The 13,825-nt window shown below is 68.8% G+C and carries 15 protein-coding genes; 5 read left to right on the forward strand and 10 right to left on the reverse strand.

The features are described from left to right. The first annotated feature begins 73 nt into the window (after positions 1-73). Complete coding sequence (locus tag ACIA8G_RS41085) at positions 74-871, forward strand: (2Fe-2S)-binding protein (protein ID WP_396424215.1); 798 nt, start codon at positions 74-76, stop codon at positions 869-871. Between the two features lie 6 nt (positions 872-877). Here the strand turns inward: ACIA8G_RS41085 and ACIA8G_RS41090 are convergent, their stop codons facing one another. The 5 genes from ACIA8G_RS41090 to lysS all read right to left on the reverse strand — a co-directional run bounded on the left by ACIA8G_RS41090 (position 878) and on the right by lysS (position 5,981). Further along, the gene (locus ACIA8G_RS41090) at positions 878-1,675 is read right to left on the reverse strand and encodes an ABC transporter ATP-binding protein (RefSeq protein WP_396424216.1); all 798 of its coding nucleotides are present in this window, start codon (positions 1,673-1,675) and stop codon (positions 878-880) included. Continuing rightward, a complete protein-coding gene (locus tag ACIA8G_RS41095) occupies positions 1,672-2,718 on the reverse strand; it encodes a FecCD family ABC transporter permease (protein WP_396424217.1) in 1,047 nt (348 codons plus the stop codon). Before ACIA8G_RS41095 ends, ACIA8G_RS41090 begins: the two co-directional genes overlap by 4 nt. Continuing rightward, a complete protein-coding gene (locus tag ACIA8G_RS41100; RefSeq protein WP_396424218.1) occupies positions 2,715-3,707 on the reverse strand; it encodes a FecCD family ABC transporter permease in 993 nt (330 codons plus the stop codon). Before ACIA8G_RS41100 ends, ACIA8G_RS41095 begins: the two co-directional genes overlap by 4 nt. Before the next feature lie 357 nt (positions 3,708-4,064). Next, positions 4,065-4,412 carry an Lsr2 family protein gene (locus ACIA8G_RS41105; RefSeq protein ID WP_396424219.1) on the reverse strand — a complete coding sequence of 116 codons (348 nt, stop codon included), beginning with the start codon at positions 4,410-4,412 and terminating at the stop codon, positions 4,065-4,067. Positions 4,413-4,526: 114 nt separating this feature from the next. Beyond that, positions 4,527-5,981, reverse strand: a complete 1,455-nt coding sequence (gene lysS, locus ACIA8G_RS41110; protein ID WP_396424242.1) for a lysine--tRNA ligase — start codon at positions 5,979-5,981, stop codon at positions 4,527-4,529. 157 nt (positions 5,982-6,138) lie between these two features. Here lysS and ACIA8G_RS41115 point away from each other — a divergent pair, with 157 nt between their 5' ends. Beyond that, complete coding sequence (locus tag ACIA8G_RS41115; protein ID WP_396424220.1) at positions 6,139-6,894, forward strand: class I SAM-dependent methyltransferase; 756 nt, start codon at positions 6,139-6,141, stop codon at positions 6,892-6,894. Here ACIA8G_RS41115 and ACIA8G_RS41120 read toward each other — a convergent pair. The 5 genes from ACIA8G_RS41120 to ACIA8G_RS41140 all read right to left on the reverse strand — a co-directional run bounded on the left by ACIA8G_RS41120 (position 6,884) and on the right by ACIA8G_RS41140 (position 11,198). Then, the gene (locus ACIA8G_RS41120; RefSeq protein WP_396424221.1) at positions 6,884-7,675 is read right to left on the reverse strand and encodes a type III pantothenate kinase; all 792 of its coding nucleotides are present in this window, start codon (positions 7,673-7,675) and stop codon (positions 6,884-6,886) included. The genes ACIA8G_RS41115 and ACIA8G_RS41120 overlap by 11 nt on opposite strands. Before the next feature lie 11 nt (positions 7,676-7,686). Next, complete coding sequence (panD, locus tag ACIA8G_RS41125; RefSeq protein ID WP_396424222.1) at positions 7,687-8,157, reverse strand: aspartate 1-decarboxylase; 471 nt, start codon at positions 8,155-8,157, stop codon at positions 7,687-7,689. Positions 8,158-8,166: 9 nt separating this feature from the next. Then, on the reverse strand, positions 8,167-9,057 hold the full coding sequence (gene panC / locus ACIA8G_RS41130; RefSeq protein WP_396424223.1) for a pantoate--beta-alanine ligase: 891 nt from the start codon (positions 9,055-9,057) through the stop codon (positions 8,167-8,169). Next, on the reverse strand, positions 9,054-9,950 hold the full coding sequence (locus ACIA8G_RS41135) for a Rossmann-like and DUF2520 domain-containing protein (RefSeq protein WP_396424224.1): 897 nt from the start codon (positions 9,948-9,950) through the stop codon (positions 9,054-9,056). Before ACIA8G_RS41135 ends, panC begins: the two co-directional genes overlap by 4 nt. 102 nt (positions 9,951-10,052) lie before the next feature. After that, positions 10,053-11,198: a PrsW family intramembrane metalloprotease gene (locus tag ACIA8G_RS41140; RefSeq protein WP_396424225.1), complete on the reverse strand. Its 1,146-nt coding sequence runs from the start codon at positions 11,196-11,198 to the stop codon at positions 10,053-10,055. A gap of 30 nt (positions 11,199-11,228) precedes the next feature. On the opposite strand from ACIA8G_RS41140, the gene ACIA8G_RS41145 reads away from it, so the two are divergent. From ACIA8G_RS41145 to ACIA8G_RS41155, 3 genes are read left to right on the forward strand one after another with little or no spacing between them, the layout of a single operon-like run. After that, the gene (locus tag ACIA8G_RS41145; RefSeq protein WP_396424226.1) at positions 11,229-12,143 is read left to right on the forward strand and encodes an SAM-dependent methyltransferase; all 915 of its coding nucleotides are present in this window, start codon (positions 11,229-11,231) and stop codon (positions 12,141-12,143) included. Positions 12,144-12,160: 17 nt separating this feature from the next. Then, on the forward strand, positions 12,161-12,583 hold the full coding sequence (locus ACIA8G_RS41150; RefSeq protein ID WP_396424227.1) for a DUF1203 domain-containing protein: 423 nt from the start codon (positions 12,161-12,163) through the stop codon (positions 12,581-12,583). A gap of 46 nt (positions 12,584-12,629) precedes the next feature. Beyond that, on the forward strand, positions 12,630-13,715 hold the full coding sequence (locus ACIA8G_RS41155; RefSeq protein ID WP_396424228.1) for an NADH-quinone oxidoreductase subunit D: 1,086 nt from the start codon (positions 12,630-12,632) through the stop codon (positions 13,713-13,715). Positions 13,716-13,825: the final 110 nt, after the last annotated feature.

The following is a 13,825-nucleotide window of genomic DNA, read 5'->3' on the forward strand; positions in this document are numbered from 1 at the left end:
ACCAGAAGGGGTGCGAGAAGGGCGATCTTGGGTAAGGTTAGGCAAGCCTCATTGATGAGATAGGACTTGCGCGTTGACCGTACCTGCGAGGGTCTCACAGAAGAACCCGCGTGCGCTCACGCCACTGGCCGAGTCCATCGCCCGCCTGGAGGTCGGCACCGAGATCAGGTTCGGCGTGCCGTCCCCCGACTGGGAGATCTGCTCGGACCTGCTGGCCGAGCCCGCGCGCTTCGACCTGTGGCGCAAAGACCTCGCCGAGTGGATGGTCGAGCAGTACGGCGAGTCCGACGACCGCGCGACCGCCGGCTACATCATGGGCTGGTACCTGCACGTCCCCGGCTACCTCGCGGGCCTGCTCTTCCACACCGCCCGCCGCGTGCCGACGCTGAAACCCGCCGACCTGGCGCTGCGCCTCGCGACCGACGGCCGTCCGCATCCGGACGGCTTCGCTGTTCTGAGCGACGAGTTCGTCTGCCTGCCGGACGACCCGGCCTCGAACCACCCCGCCGCCACCGTCGTGGCGAACGAAGCCGCGCTGGCCGCCGTCCTGCGCGCCCGCTACGCCGCCCACGCCGCGCAGTTCGTGGCCTCGTTCGGGCAGGTGGTGCGCTTCGGCCGCCGCCAGCTCTGGGCCGCGGCGACCGACATGCTGGAGTACGGCGCCTGGGCCGCCGGCCGGATGTTCGGCGACGAGGCCTCCGGCGTGACCGACGCGGCGCTGATCCTGCCGGAGAAGCTCGAGCCGTTCGTCTCGGCCTCGACGCTGCGCCTCACCGACGACGGCTGGAAGCGCAAGCGGAACAGCTGCTGCTTCCACTACGTGCTCCCGAACGCGGAGCCGTGCACGGCCTGCCCCCGCACCTGCACCTAAGACTCCCTACGGCAGCCGGTGCCGCGATCCGACCGGCACCACCAACGGCGTGCCCGAGACCGGGTCCTCGACCACACGCGCGTCCAGCCCGAACACGTCCAGCAGCATCTGCTCGGTCAGCACCTCGGTAGGCGTGCCCTGCGACACGATCCGGCCGTCCCGCATGGCCACGATCGTGTCGGCGTACCGGGCGGCCAGGTTCAGGTCGTGCAGCACCATGACGATCGTGCGGCCCATCGTGGCGTGCAGCTCCTGCACGAGGTCCAGCACGTCGATCTGGTGCGCGAGGTCCAGATAGGTCGTGGGCTCGTCCAGCAGCAGCAGATCGGTGCCCTGGGCCAGCGCCATCGAGATCCACGCCCGCTGCCGCTGACCGCCGGACAGCTCGTCCACGGTGCGCTCGGCCAGGTCCAGGATCCCGGTCATCTCCAGCGCGGCGTCCACGGCGGCCGCGTCGTCCGACGACCACTGCCGGTACCAGGTCTGGTGCGGGTGCCGGCCGCGCGCGACGAGATCGGCCACCGTCAGACCCTCTGGCGCGGACGGCGCCTGAGGCAGCAGGCCCAGCACGCGCGCCACGTCCTTGGTGGGCATGCGGTCGATCTGCTTGCCGTCCAGCAGCACCGCGCCGGAGCGGGCGGGCAGCAGCCGGCCGAGGGCCTTGAGCAACGTGGACTTGCCGCACCCGTTCGGCCCGATCACCGCGGTCACGGTCCCGCCGGCGATCGACAGGTCCAGCGTGTCGACGACCAGCCGCTCCCCGTAGCCGACCGACAGCGACGATGCCTCAAGACGCACACTCATACCCGCGCCTCCCGGCGACTCCGAACCAGCAGGAACATCAGGTAGGGCGCACCCAGCACGGCGGTGATGACACCGACCGGCAGCTCGGTGCGGTAGATCGTCCGCGCGACCAGGTCCGACATCATGACGAGCGCGCCACCGATGACGACGGAGCCGAAGAGCGGCGGCTGCGCGGTCCCCGCCAGCCTCAGCGCGATCTGCGGCGTGGCGAGTGCGACGAACGCGATCGGGCCGGCCGCGGCGGTGGCCACGGACGCCAGCACGATCGCCACGATGATCAGGAACGACCGCGCGACGTTGACCCGGATGCCCAGGCCGCGCGAGGTCTGGTCGTCGAACTGCAACGCACCCAGCACGTGACCGCCGATGAGCGCCACCGGGACCAGCACGACCAGGGCCAGCGCCACGGGCACGACGTGCTCCCAGCCGCGGCCGTTGAGCGAGCCGGTGATCCACACCATCGCCCGGCCCGCGTCCTGCACGTCGCCGACGGTCAGCAGGTAGTGCGTGAAGTTGCCGGCCACCGCGGTGATGCCGATGCCGACCAGCACCATCCGGAAGCCCTCGATGCCTTGCCGCCACGCCAGCGCGTAGACCAGCAGGCCCGCGACCAGGCCGCCGGCGAGCCCGGCGAGCGGGACGCCGATGCTGGCCGCGCTGCCGGTCACCACGCCCAGCGACCCGGCGAAGGTGATCACGGAGACCGCGCCGGCACCCGCTCCCCAGGTCACGCCCAGGATGTCCGGCGAGGCCAGCGGGTTGCGGACGATCGCCTGGAAGATCGCCCCGGACAGCCCGAGCGCGCCACCGACCAGCAGGCCCGTCAGCGCTCGCGGCAGCCGCAGCTCCACGACCACGAACTGGTCGCGCCGCGTGCCACCGCCCAGCAGCGTGTCGACGACCTGGGACAGCGTCAGCGGGAAGTCGCCGATCATGATGTCGGCGACCAGCAGCGCCGCCAGCAGGACCAGCGAGAGCGCCACCACCAGCAACGGCCGGCGGCGCAGCTTGAACGAGGTGGCTCCCAGCCTGAGGGCGGTCAAATCTTCACCAGCTTCTTGCGCCGCACCAGGAAGATGAAGAACGGGGCGCCGAACAGCGCGATCATCACGCCGACCTCCACCTCCGACGGACGCGCCACCACCCGGCCGAGGATGTCGGCGATCAGGATCAGGATCGCGCCGACGAGCGCGGAGAACGGCAGCAACCACCGGTAGTCCGGCCCGGTGAACGCGCGCGCCACGTGCGGCACCACCAGTCCGATGAACCCGATGGGCCCGCACGCCGCGACTGCCCCGCCCACCAGCAGCGTGATCGCCAGGATGCCGAGCGATCGGGTCGTGCCGACCCGCACGCCGAGCGAGCGAGCCACGTCCTCGCCCAGCGACAACGCGTTGAGCCCCGGCGCGTTGAGCGCCGCCAGCACCAGGCCGGCCACGAGGAACGGCAGCACCTGGGTCAGCACCGTCAGGTCGCGGCCCGCGATGGCGCCGACCTGCCAGAACCGGAACGCGTCGAGCGACTGCTGGTCGAGCAGCACGATCGCGGACACCAGGCCGTTCATCAGCGCGGAGACCGCGGCACCGGCCAGCGCCAGCGTCACGGGCGACGGACCACCTCTGCCGGCCGACCCGAGCAGGAACACCGCGATGCTCGCGATCATCGCGCCGGCGAAGGCGAACCAGATGTAGCCGTACAGCGAGTCGACGCCGAGCAGGAAGATCGACAGCACCACGGCCAGCGCGGCGCCGTGCGTGACGCCGAGGATGCCTGGGTCTGCCAGCGGGTTGCGCGTGTGGCCCTGCATCAGGGCGCCACCGACGCCGAGCGCGATGCCCACCGCGATACCGATCAACGTCCGCGGGATCCGGAGCTCGCGGACGACCACGTCGTCCTCGACGCCCGTCGGTGTGAAGAGGCCGTGCCACACACCTGACAGCGGGATCTCCTTCGAGCCGATCGCGATGCTCGCCAGTGCCACGGCGACCAACACGATCAGCAGGAAGAGCAGGCCGAACGACCGACGCCCCAAGGCCCACCCTCCTCGGCTCCTGATAGGACAGGCAAGCCTAACCGAACGTACGGCGGGTCCTGATGAGACGGTCATTGGTTCTGATCACATCCGCGGCGCCCCACCCGCAGCGTGCCGATCTTCATGTCGAGGCGGCCGGATCCGAAGAACGGACCCAGAAGATCAGGGCGCAATATTTGGCAAACCCGTTGTGGGGTCAACTAAAAAGTCAGAAGCAAGACACCGGTGATCTCGTTTGGGCAGCACCGGTCAGCCTTCCGGGTTCGAGATCGGGTCAGTCCGTAGTTGATCAGTCACCCAAATAGCACGAAGGGGCTCCGGGAATCATCCCGGAACCCCTTCGTGGTTTTGCGAATTTCAGCCCTGCTGGTGGTAGGCGTCGAGCACCTCGGCCGGGATGCGGCCGCGGTCCGACACCTTCATGCCCTGCTTGCGGGCCCACTCGCGAATGGCCTGGTTCTGCTCACGATCTGCTGAAGCCGGGCGCGCCTTCACCCCGGCCGGACGACCGGGACCAGTGCGCTTGCGACCGCCTGCACGACGTGCACCTCCCACGAAACCGGCCAAGGCGTCACGCAGTTTGCCCGCATTGCCGGAGGAAAGGTCGATCGTGTAGCTGACACCGTCCAGTCCGAACTCGACGGTCTCCTCCGCAGTGGAGCCGTCCAGGTCGTCGACGAGGGTCACCGTGACCTTCTGCGCCATGCGTATCCTCCTGGAACCCCGAATGCGCGGTCACCCGCACGCCAACTAATGCCTCTCGCGACGCAGGTTAGCGCACAGGTGCCCCATTGCACCTATCGACATCCGGAAAGTTACTCATTCAGGGCGAACGAGCGGGAACAAGATGGTCTCCCGGATACCCAGACCGGTGAGGGCCATCAGCAGCCGATCGATACCCATTCCGACACCACCACTCGGTGGCATTCCGTACTCCAGTGATCGCAGAAAGTCTTCATCGATCGGCATGGCCTCGTGGTCGCCGGCGGCACCAAGACGGGCCTGTGCTTCCAGGCGTTCCCGCTCGATGACCGGGTCCACCAGTTCGGAGTAACCGGTACCGAGTTCGAATCCGCGGACGTACAGATCCCACTTTTCAGCGACACCCGGCTTGCTGCGGTGCTGCCTGGTCAGCGGCGACGTCTCCACCGGGTAGTCGCGCACGAAGGTCGGCAGGTAGAGCGAGTCGCACACCAGGTGCTCCCACAGCTCCTCGACCAGCTTGCCGTGCCCGAACTTCGGGTTGACCTCGAGTTCGTGCCGGTCACAAAGCTTGCGAAGCACCTCGGCGGGCGTCTCGGGGGTGATTTCCTCACCGACCGCCTCGGACAACGACTCGTAGATGCTGATCGTGCGCCATTCACCCGACAGGTCGTACTCCGAGCCGTCCGCCAGCGTCACGATCTGCGAACCCGTCACCGCTTCCGCGGCTTCCTGGATCAGCTCACGGGTGAGTACGGCGTTCGTGTCGTACGTGGCGTACGCCTCGTAGTACTCCAGCATCGAAAACTCGGGCGAATGCGACGAGTCCACACCCTCGTTGCGGAAGTTGCGGTTGATCTCGAAGACCTTCTCGATGCCACCGACGACACACCGCTTCAAGTACAGCTCCGGCGCGATGCGCAGGAACAGGTCGATGTCGAGCGCGTTCGAGTGCGTGACGAACGGACGCGCCGAGGCACCACCCTGCAACGACTGCAACATCGGCGTCTCGACTTCGACGAAACCGCGCCGGTGGAACGAGTCGCGCAGTGAACGAACGACGTTTGCACGGGTCCGAACGGTGTCGCGCGCCTGCGGACGCAGGATCAGGTCGACGTATCGCTGGCGAATACGCGTTTCCTCGCCGAGTTCCTTGTGCGCGACCGGCAACGGGCGCAGCGACTTCGACGTCAGCTGCCACGCGTCCGCCATCACGGAAAGCTCGCCGCGGCGCGAGCTGATGACCTCACCGTGGACGAAAACGTGGTCACCGAGGTCGACGTCGGTCTTCCACTCGGAAAGGGCTTCCTCGCCGACTCCGGCAAGGCTCAGCATCGCCTGCAGTTCGGTGCCGTCACCTTCGCGCAACGTCGCGAAGCACAGCTTTCCGGTGTTGCGCAGGAACATGACCCGGCCGGTCACTCCGACGATCTCGCCGGTCTGCGTGTCGGGTTCGAGTTCGGGGTGCGCGTCGCGAATCTCGCGCAACGTGTGCGTGCGCCCCACTTCGACGGGATACGGCTCCTTACCTGAAGCGAGCAGCCGCGCACGCTTCTCCCGGCGCACGCGCATCTGCTCCGGCAAGTCCTCTTCGCTGGTCACAGGGTTTTGCTTCGGCTGCTCACTCACGCCGAGAAGGGTACGGAAGGGCGTGGCGGCAAAGCGAACCGGATACCCGTTACCCCCACCAGACCAATCTGGGCAGCGGTGCACGAACTAGGTTGGGGTGATGGATCTACACGCGAGGCGAGCGGACTCGTTCGGCGCGCAGGCCCACGCTTACGCCGAACACCGGCCTGACTATCCCGTGGCGGCGATCCGGTGGGCACTGGAGCCTCTGGGCACGGCGGAGCGGTTAGAAGTGCTGGACCTCGCCGCGGGCACCGGCAAGCTGACTGCCGGCCTGGTCGCCGAGGGCCACCACGTGACGGCTGTGGAGCCCAACGAGCAGATGCTCTCCGAACTGGTGCGCCGTGTTCACGACGTGCGCGCGCTACCCGGTCACGCCGAGCACATCCCCGTACGCGACGAGTCGGTCGACGCCGTGTTCGTCGGCACCGCGTTCCACTGGTTCGACCAGGAGAAGGCGCTGCCGGAGATCGCCCGCGTGCTGCGGCCGGGCGGCGTGCTGGCGGCGATGTGGATCCTGCCGGACCCGGACGTCGAGTGGCTGGCCGAGCTGGAGCGGGTGTCGACCGGCAGCGTCGAGTCCCAGAAGCAGGACCCGACGGGCGTCATGACGCACGCGGCGTTCCGCGAAGTCGAGTGGAAGACGTTCCCGCACGCGCAGCGCAGGGAGTCACCGGAAGAGCTCGTCGCCACGGTCAACACGCACTCACGGATGCTCGTCGTCGACGACGAGGAGCGTGGCGCGATCAACGAGAAGATGCTCGCGTTCCTCCGCTCACGCCCGGAGACGTCGAACGGTCCGTTCGACGTCCCCTTGCGCGCAGAGGTCTTCCGGGTGGTTCGCGCTAACGACTAGGCATGTTGCGCTCGAACACGAGCCGCAGGCCCAGGAGCGTCAGGTCGGGCACGTGGTGCGCGATCGTCGAGGACTCCGAGACGACGAGCGGGGCGAGGCCACCGGTGGCGATCACCGTGACCGGCCCCGGATCGGTCTGCTGGAGCTCCTCGGCGATCCGGCGCGCCAGCCCGTCCACCTGGCCGACGAACCCGTAGACGATGCCGGACTGCAGGCACTCCACGGTGTTCTTGCCGATGACGTTGCGCGGCCGGACCAGCTCCACCTTGCGCAGCTGGGCGGCGCGGGCGGCGAGCGCGTCGACCGAGATCTCGATGCCCGGCGCCAGCGCGCCGCCGAGGAACTCGCCGCGCGACGAGATCACGTCGAGGTTCGTGGACGTGCCGAAGTCGACCACCACGCACGAGGTCGAGTACAGGTGGTGTGCGGCCAGCGTGTTGATCACGCGGTCCGAGCCCACCTCCTTCGGGTTGTCGACGAGCAGCGGCACGCCGGTCTTCACGCCCGGCTCCACCAGGATCTTCGGCACCGCGTCGTAGTAACGGCCGAGCATCACCCGCAGCTCGCGCAGCACGGCGGGCACGGTGGACAGCGCGGAGATGCCGGTGATCTTGTCGGCGTACTCGCCGAGCAGGCCGCGCATGGTCAGCGCGAGCTCGTCGGCGGTCATGCGGGCGTCGGTGCGCATGCGGTAGTCCCGCACGAGCGGTGCATCGTCGCCGACCCCGTCGTACAGGCCGAGCACGATGTTGGTGTTGCCGACGTCGATGGCGAGCAGCACGGTGCGATTCCTTAGTTCTCGGCCTGGATCAACGCGTCCAGCGCGGTCGCCTCAACGGTCTCAGACGAGGGCGCGCTCGTGGACACGTTCACCAGACCGGAGCCCTCGGGGGCGTGCGCCGGGTCGGCACCGAGCTCGACGACGTTGTTGTCGGCGTCCACGAAGACCACGCGAGGCTGGTAGGTGCGGGCCTCGGCGTCGTCCATCTGCCCGTAGGCGATCAGGATCACGATGTCGCCGGGGTGCACGAGGTGCGCCGCGGCTCCGTTGATGCCCAGCACGCCGGTGCCGCGCTCGCCGGGGATGACGTAGGTCTCCAGCCGCGCGCCGTTGGTGACGTCGACGATGGCGACCTGTTCGCCGGCCAGCAGGTCGGCGGCCTCCATCAGGTCCTCGTCCACCGTCACCGAGCCGACGTAGTGCAGGTCGGCCTGCGTCACGGTGGCGCGGTGGATCTTGGACTTCAGCATCGTGCGGAACATGGCATCCCCCTACTCGTCGCCTTCGCCGAGCAACACCGCGATGTTGTCGATCAGGCGGGTGGAACCGACGCGGGCCGCGACGAGCAGCCTGCCGTCGCCGTTCTCGGGCGCGGGACCGAGGTCGACCCCGCGCAGCTCCAGGTAGTCCAGCTCGACCTCGGGCGTCGCGGCCAGGACGTCGTGCGCGGCCTTGAGGACCGCGTCGGCGCCCTGCGCGCTCACGTAGGCGCCCGCGGTCAGCGCGGCGGACAGCGCGACGGCGGCCTGCCGCTGCTCCGGGGTCAGGTAGGCGTTGCGCGACGACAGCGCCAGACCGTCGTGCTCGCGGACGGTCGGCACGCCGACGACGTCGAGCGGGAAGTTCAGGTCGCGCGCCATTTTGTGGATCAGCTGCAGCTGCTGGTAGTCCTTCTGCCCGAACACCGCGTACGTGGGCTGCACGATGTTGAACAGCTTCGACACCACGGTCAGCACGCCCGCGAAGTGACCTGGCCGCGAGGCGCCCTCCAGCTCGTCGCCCAGCGGTCCGGGGTGCAGCGTGACCTGCGCGCCCGCGGGGTACATGTCCTCGACGGACGGCGCGAAGACGATGCCCACGCGCTCGTCACGGCAGATGTCCACATCGGACTCGAACTGGCGCGGGTACTTCGCGAGATCCTCGTTCGGCCCGAACTGCAACGGATTCACGAAGATTGACACCACGACCACCGTGTTCTGCATGACCTGCGCCTCGCGGATCAGCTGCCGGTGGCCCGCGTGCAGCGCGCCCATCGTGGGCACCAGCGCGACGTTGCGGCCGGCGCTGCGCAGGGCCCGCACGACCCGGTTCAGCCGCGCGGGGTCGCGGTGCACCGTGACATCGCCCGGCTTGTAGTCGTCCTTGGTGAGTGGCTTGGTCATGCCTCGTCCTCGAGAGTGGTGCGAACGTCGTTGGCCACGTCGGGCTTGAGCAGCCCGGCTTCTTCCGCACGAACGGCGGTGCGCCGCGCGAGCACGCGGTAGCTGGGCAGGGTTTCGGGTGCCTGGTCCGCGAGCACGGCGAGGTGCTTGCGCAAGGTACCCGTGTCGCCGCGGGCCACCGGACCGGTGAGTGCCCGGTCACCGTGGCGCAGCGAGTTGTCGAGCGCGGCGGACAGCAACGGGCCGAGCAGGCGTTCGGCGTTGGCGACACCGGCGTTGGTGAGCAGGTCCGCGGCGTCGCGGACCAGCGTGATCAGGTGGTTCGCGCCGTGGGCCAGTGCCGCGTGGTAGAGCGGGCGGACGGCCTCCGGCACCCTGACCGGTTCGGCGTCCATCTCGACGACCAGCGCCTCGCCGACGCTCCAGGCCACCTCGTCGCCGTCCGCGGCCGTGACGCCGACGCACGCGGCGCTCATCCGCTGCAGGTCCTCCGAGCGGCCGGTGAAGGTCATGACGGGGTGCAGCGCCAGCGTGAGGGCACCGAGTTCGGCGGCGGGTTCGAGGACTTTCACGCCCTGCGCGCCGCTCGTGTGCACGACGATCTGCCCGGCGCGCAACGACTCCGTGGCGATCAGTCCGCGAACGAGTCCCGGCAGCTCGTCGTCCGGCACGGCCAGCAGCACCAGGTCGGACTTCTGGGCGACCTCGGTCGGGTCCTCGATCGGTACGCCGGGCAGCAGCTCCTCCGCGCGGTTGCGGGAGGCCTGGGAGACGGCGGACGTGCCGACCACCACGTGGCCGGTCCTGGCCAGCGCGGCGCCCAGCACCGAGCCGACCCTGCCGGCCGAGATGACACCGACGGCGAGCCTGGCCGGACGTTCGGTCGCGTCCATGCGACTAACTCCTTCTGGCGTTCCAGTCCCGGTTCGGGTACCAGACGACGCCGACGAGGGTAATCCCGCAGGTCCTGGCATGTACCCGGTCGGTGACGGGATTCACCGGCGGGCGGCCGCCCGCGCGGCGTGCAGCGTGTCGAGCAGGACGCCGTGCCGCTGCTCGGCGCTCTGCCCTGCCGTGCCTTGCTCGATGCGGTGCCGCAGGAACGCGAGCTCGGTGACCGCGATCTGGTAGCTCTTCACGGCCTTGGCGGACTCCTCACCGGACTTCCGCTTGACCGCCCGCAGCCAGTTCCTGCGCCCGTTGAGGCTGGCCAGCAGGGCCACCTCGCTGTTGGCGATCCACCGGTTCTGCGCCATCGCGGCGAGCTGCCCCGCGACGATCCGCTGCTCGCGCCTGCGCTGCCACATCACGATCGCGACCGCGCCGGCGAACACCGGCACCATGATCAGGAAGTACAGGTTGATGAAGTCCGACCCGGTGCCGACGGTCGTCGAGAAGTTCCACAGCGAGTGCAGCCCGACGGCCGCGAGGTACCCGCCGATCGGCGCGATGATGCGGGTCGTGGCGTTGCTCGAGCTGGCCGCGATACCGACACCGATGCCGGTCATGGCCGTGAACAACGGGTGCGCGAACGGCGACAGCACCCCGCGCAGGATGAACAGCGCGATCACGCCGCCACCCATGTTGCCGATCCCGTTCTCCACGAAGACCCGGCCGAAGTACCAGATGTTCTCGGTGAACGCGAAGCCCGCCGCCGTGATGCCGGCGTAGACCATGCCGTCCACGACCCCGTCGAACTCGTGCCGGCGACGCAGGAAGACGGCGATCAGGAACGCGGCCTTGGTCGCCTCCTCGACGATCGGCGCCCCGACCACGGCGGTGAACGTCGTACCGTCCTGGTAGAGCAGATCACCGAGCACGCGGCTGGTCTGGTTGAACGCGAGCGAGCTGATCGTCGCCCCGCAGGATCCCCAGACGAACGCGAAGAGCAGCAACTTCGCGGGCTCCGGCTCCCACCGGTCGATCCACAGGAACGCGGTCACCACGAACGCGACCGGGATCAGCGCAGCCGCGGCACCGACCAGCAACGGCTCGATGCCGATGCTCGACGTGCCCAGCGCGAACAGCACGAGCCCGGCCGCGGCCAGCGCGATCAGAGCCACCACGGGGAACAGGACGGTCCAGCGGCGCTGCTCGATGCGCTTGCGGGTCGGCGTCGGCGTGAGGTCGGCGTCGTTCACGGGAAATGACCTTAGATGCACACTTGTCCGATGTTCGACTGGGAAGCCGCTTGGCACGCCGCGTTGTACGGCCCAGGTGGCTTCTTCGCACGCGGAGAGAAGCCTTCCTCACATTTCCGGACGTCACCGCTGGTCGGCCCGGAGCTGGCCACGGCACTGCTGGAGCTGCTGTCGCGCGTGGACGCCGCGCTCGGATTTCCCCCGGTAGTGGACTTCGTCGACGTGGGCGCAGGAGGCGGTGAGCTGGCATTCGCGGTGCGTTCGCTGGCCACGGGCTCGCTGGCCGCGCGACTGCGGGTGACCGCGGTAGAGCTCGGCCCGCCCGTCGATCTGCCCGGTGTCCGCTGGACCACGTCGGTGCCTCCGTGCATCGGGCTCCTAGTCGGGCACGAGTGGCTCGACTCGATCCCCTGCCCCGTGGTGACCGGTCCGTCCGACGACCCGTGGATCGCCCAGTGGTGGCCGTCGCTGGCCGACGGCGCGCAGGCCGAGGTGGGAGCGCCCAGGGATGCCGCGTGGGCCTCGGCTGTCGCCGGTGTGCGCGGCGCGGCCCTGGCCATCGACTACGGCCACCTGATCTCGTCGCGCCGCTTCACCCTGACCGGCTACCGAGCCGGCCGCCAGGTGCCGCCCGTGTTCGACGGCTCCTGCGACATCACCGCCCACGTGGCCTTCGACTCCTGCGCTGCCGCAGCAGGCGGCGACTGGGTCCTGGTGTCGCAACGGGACGCGCTGGCCGCGCTGGGCCTGGTGGGCGCGGCCTCCGGTTCGGGCTGGGACTGGCTCGAGTCGGCCGCCCGCGCGAGCCGCATCGCCGAACTGCGCGATCCGGCGACCCTGGGTTCGTTCGGCTGGCTTCTGCACGGCCGCGATGTGCCGGTGTCGTCCCTGCTGCCCGCGCTGCCGCCCTGGCGTCCGATTCCCGCCAGCTTTTCGGTTTCCTGACGACGATCGTTCTCGGCATGCGAATCCACACCGTGCCGCCGTCCGCCGCTCTCGCCGACCCCGGCCGCGAGTACCGCGCCTCCGAACCGGACGTGCCGCTGCGCTGCTGCCTGCGCAAGTCCCTACCGGACGAACCGGTCTGGCTCTTCCGCTACACCCCCACCGCAGGCAAGGGCCCTTACTCCGAGGTGGGCCCGATCTTCACCCACGTCGACTGCCCAGGCGGCGCATCGTTGGATCGTCTACCTGTAGAATTGTTGAACAATCCCCGCATCCTACGTTCCTACAACGCCGCAGGTCAGATCCACGACGGCGAGGTGGTCGAACCAGGATCGTTCGATCGCACTATCGAAGGATTGCTCAACAATCCCACAATCGAAACCCTACAAATCCGCAGCGTCTCCCACGGCTGCTACTTCTTCGCAATCACACGAGCGTGACCCCTGCACGACCGTGACCCACGCACCCCCGTGAAACCATGCGCGGGTGAGCGAGCAGATCACCGTCGGCGTAGGCGCAGGCGCCCAATACCTGGGCGTGGACCGCGTGATCGACCTGGGCCCACTGCACCCGTCGGCCCACGGCGCCTACCGCCTACGCCTGACCGTGACCCCGGACCTGCACATCACCGCAGCAGAACCCCTGGTAGGCCACCTGCACCGAGGCGCGGAAAAACTCTTCGAGGTCCGCGACTACCGCCAGGTCCTGACGCTGGCCAACCGCCACGACTGGCTAGCCGCCTTCTGCAACGAACTGGCCGTGGCCCTCGCCGTAGAACGCATGACAGGCATGGACGTCCCGGCCAGAGCCCAATGGCTGCGAGCCCTGCTCTGCGAACTGAACCGCCTGATGGCCCACATGGTCTTCCTGACCCCACTGCACCCCACCGCCGCCACGTACCGCGAGGGCGTCCAATCCCTGATGGAAGAGGCCTCGGGCGGCCGCATCCACTTCATGTTCAACAGAATCGGCGGCCTGCGCGAAGACGTCCCGGCCGGCTGGGCCTCCAGGGTCGCCGCCTTCCTGTCCACAGTGGACATCTCATCCCTGGACATCGACCTGGTTCCCTTGGAAGGCCTAGGCATCCTCCCCCACGCCGACGCCCTGACCTACGGCGTAACCGGCCCGATCGGCAGGGCAAGCGGCGTGGACTTCGACCTGCGCCGCGACGACCCCCTACCCGCCTACCGCACGCTGCCCTTCACCCCAGTAGTCCGAACCGAAGGCGACGCCGCAGCACGCGTCCGCTGCCTGCTGGACGAGGCCCGGCAATCAATCACGCTAGCCAACGCCTGCCTGGACCACTTGCCTTCAGGCCCGGTGAACGTCCGCCTGCCCAAGGCCATCAAGGCCCCCGAAGGCTCCGTCTACACGCGAGTAGAAGCCCCGCTGGGCACCTCGGGCGTACACCTGTCATCGCGCGGCGAGAAAACCCCGTGGCGCCTAAAACTCCGCACGCCGTCGTTCAACAACGTCCAAGCGCTCTCAGCCCTACTGCCAGGCACCAGGGTCGACGACCTACCCGCAGTGCTGAGCTCATTCGCAGTAATAGTCGGGGACATCGACAAGTAGCAGGTCCACCGCGATGGCGAAGACATCCCAGTTGCTGGGGATGTCAAGCGGCGGTTGTGTTGGTGTGGTGTGCCCAGGCGGTGGTCTCGTCGTAGTGGGTGTGGGTTTTG

This window comes from Lentzea sp. NPDC051213 (assembly GCF_044455585.1).
Classification (GTDB): domain Bacteria; phylum Actinomycetota; class Actinomycetes; order Mycobacteriales; family Pseudonocardiaceae; genus Lentzea.

Bases quoted from the DNA above. Each gene is read 5' to 3' on its own strand.
- ACIA8G_RS41090 (WP_396424216.1), bottom strand. From the start codon at position 1,675: ATGAGTGTGCGTCTTGAGGCATCGTCGCTGTCGGTCGGCTACGGGGAG.
- ACIA8G_RS41105 (WP_396424219.1), bottom strand. From the start codon at position 4,412: ATGGCGCAGAAGGTCACGGTGACCCTCGTCGACGACCTGGACGGCTCC.
- lysS (WP_396424242.1), bottom strand. From the start codon at position 5,981: ATGCGCGTGCGCCGGGAGAAGCGTGCGCGGCTGCTCGCTTCAGGTAAG.
- ACIA8G_RS41115 (WP_396424220.1), top strand. From the start codon at position 6,139: ATGGATCTACACGCGAGGCGAGCGGACTCGTTCGGCGCGCAGGCCCAC.
- panD (WP_396424222.1), bottom strand. From the start codon at position 8,157: ATGTTCCGCACGATGCTGAAGTCCAAGATCCACCGCGCCACCGTGACG.
- panC (WP_396424223.1), bottom strand. From the start codon at position 9,057: ATGACCAAGCCACTCACCAAGGACGACTACAAGCCGGGCGATGTCACG.
- ACIA8G_RS41135 (WP_396424224.1), bottom strand. From the start codon at position 9,950: ATGGACGCGACCGAACGTCCGGCCAGGCTCGCCGTCGGTGTCATCTCG.
- ACIA8G_RS41145 (WP_396424226.1), top strand. From the start codon at position 11,229: ATGTTCGACTGGGAAGCCGCTTGGCACGCCGCGTTGTACGGCCCAGGT.
- ACIA8G_RS41150 (WP_396424227.1), top strand. From the start codon at position 12,161: ATGCGAATCCACACCGTGCCGCCGTCCGCCGCTCTCGCCGACCCCGGC.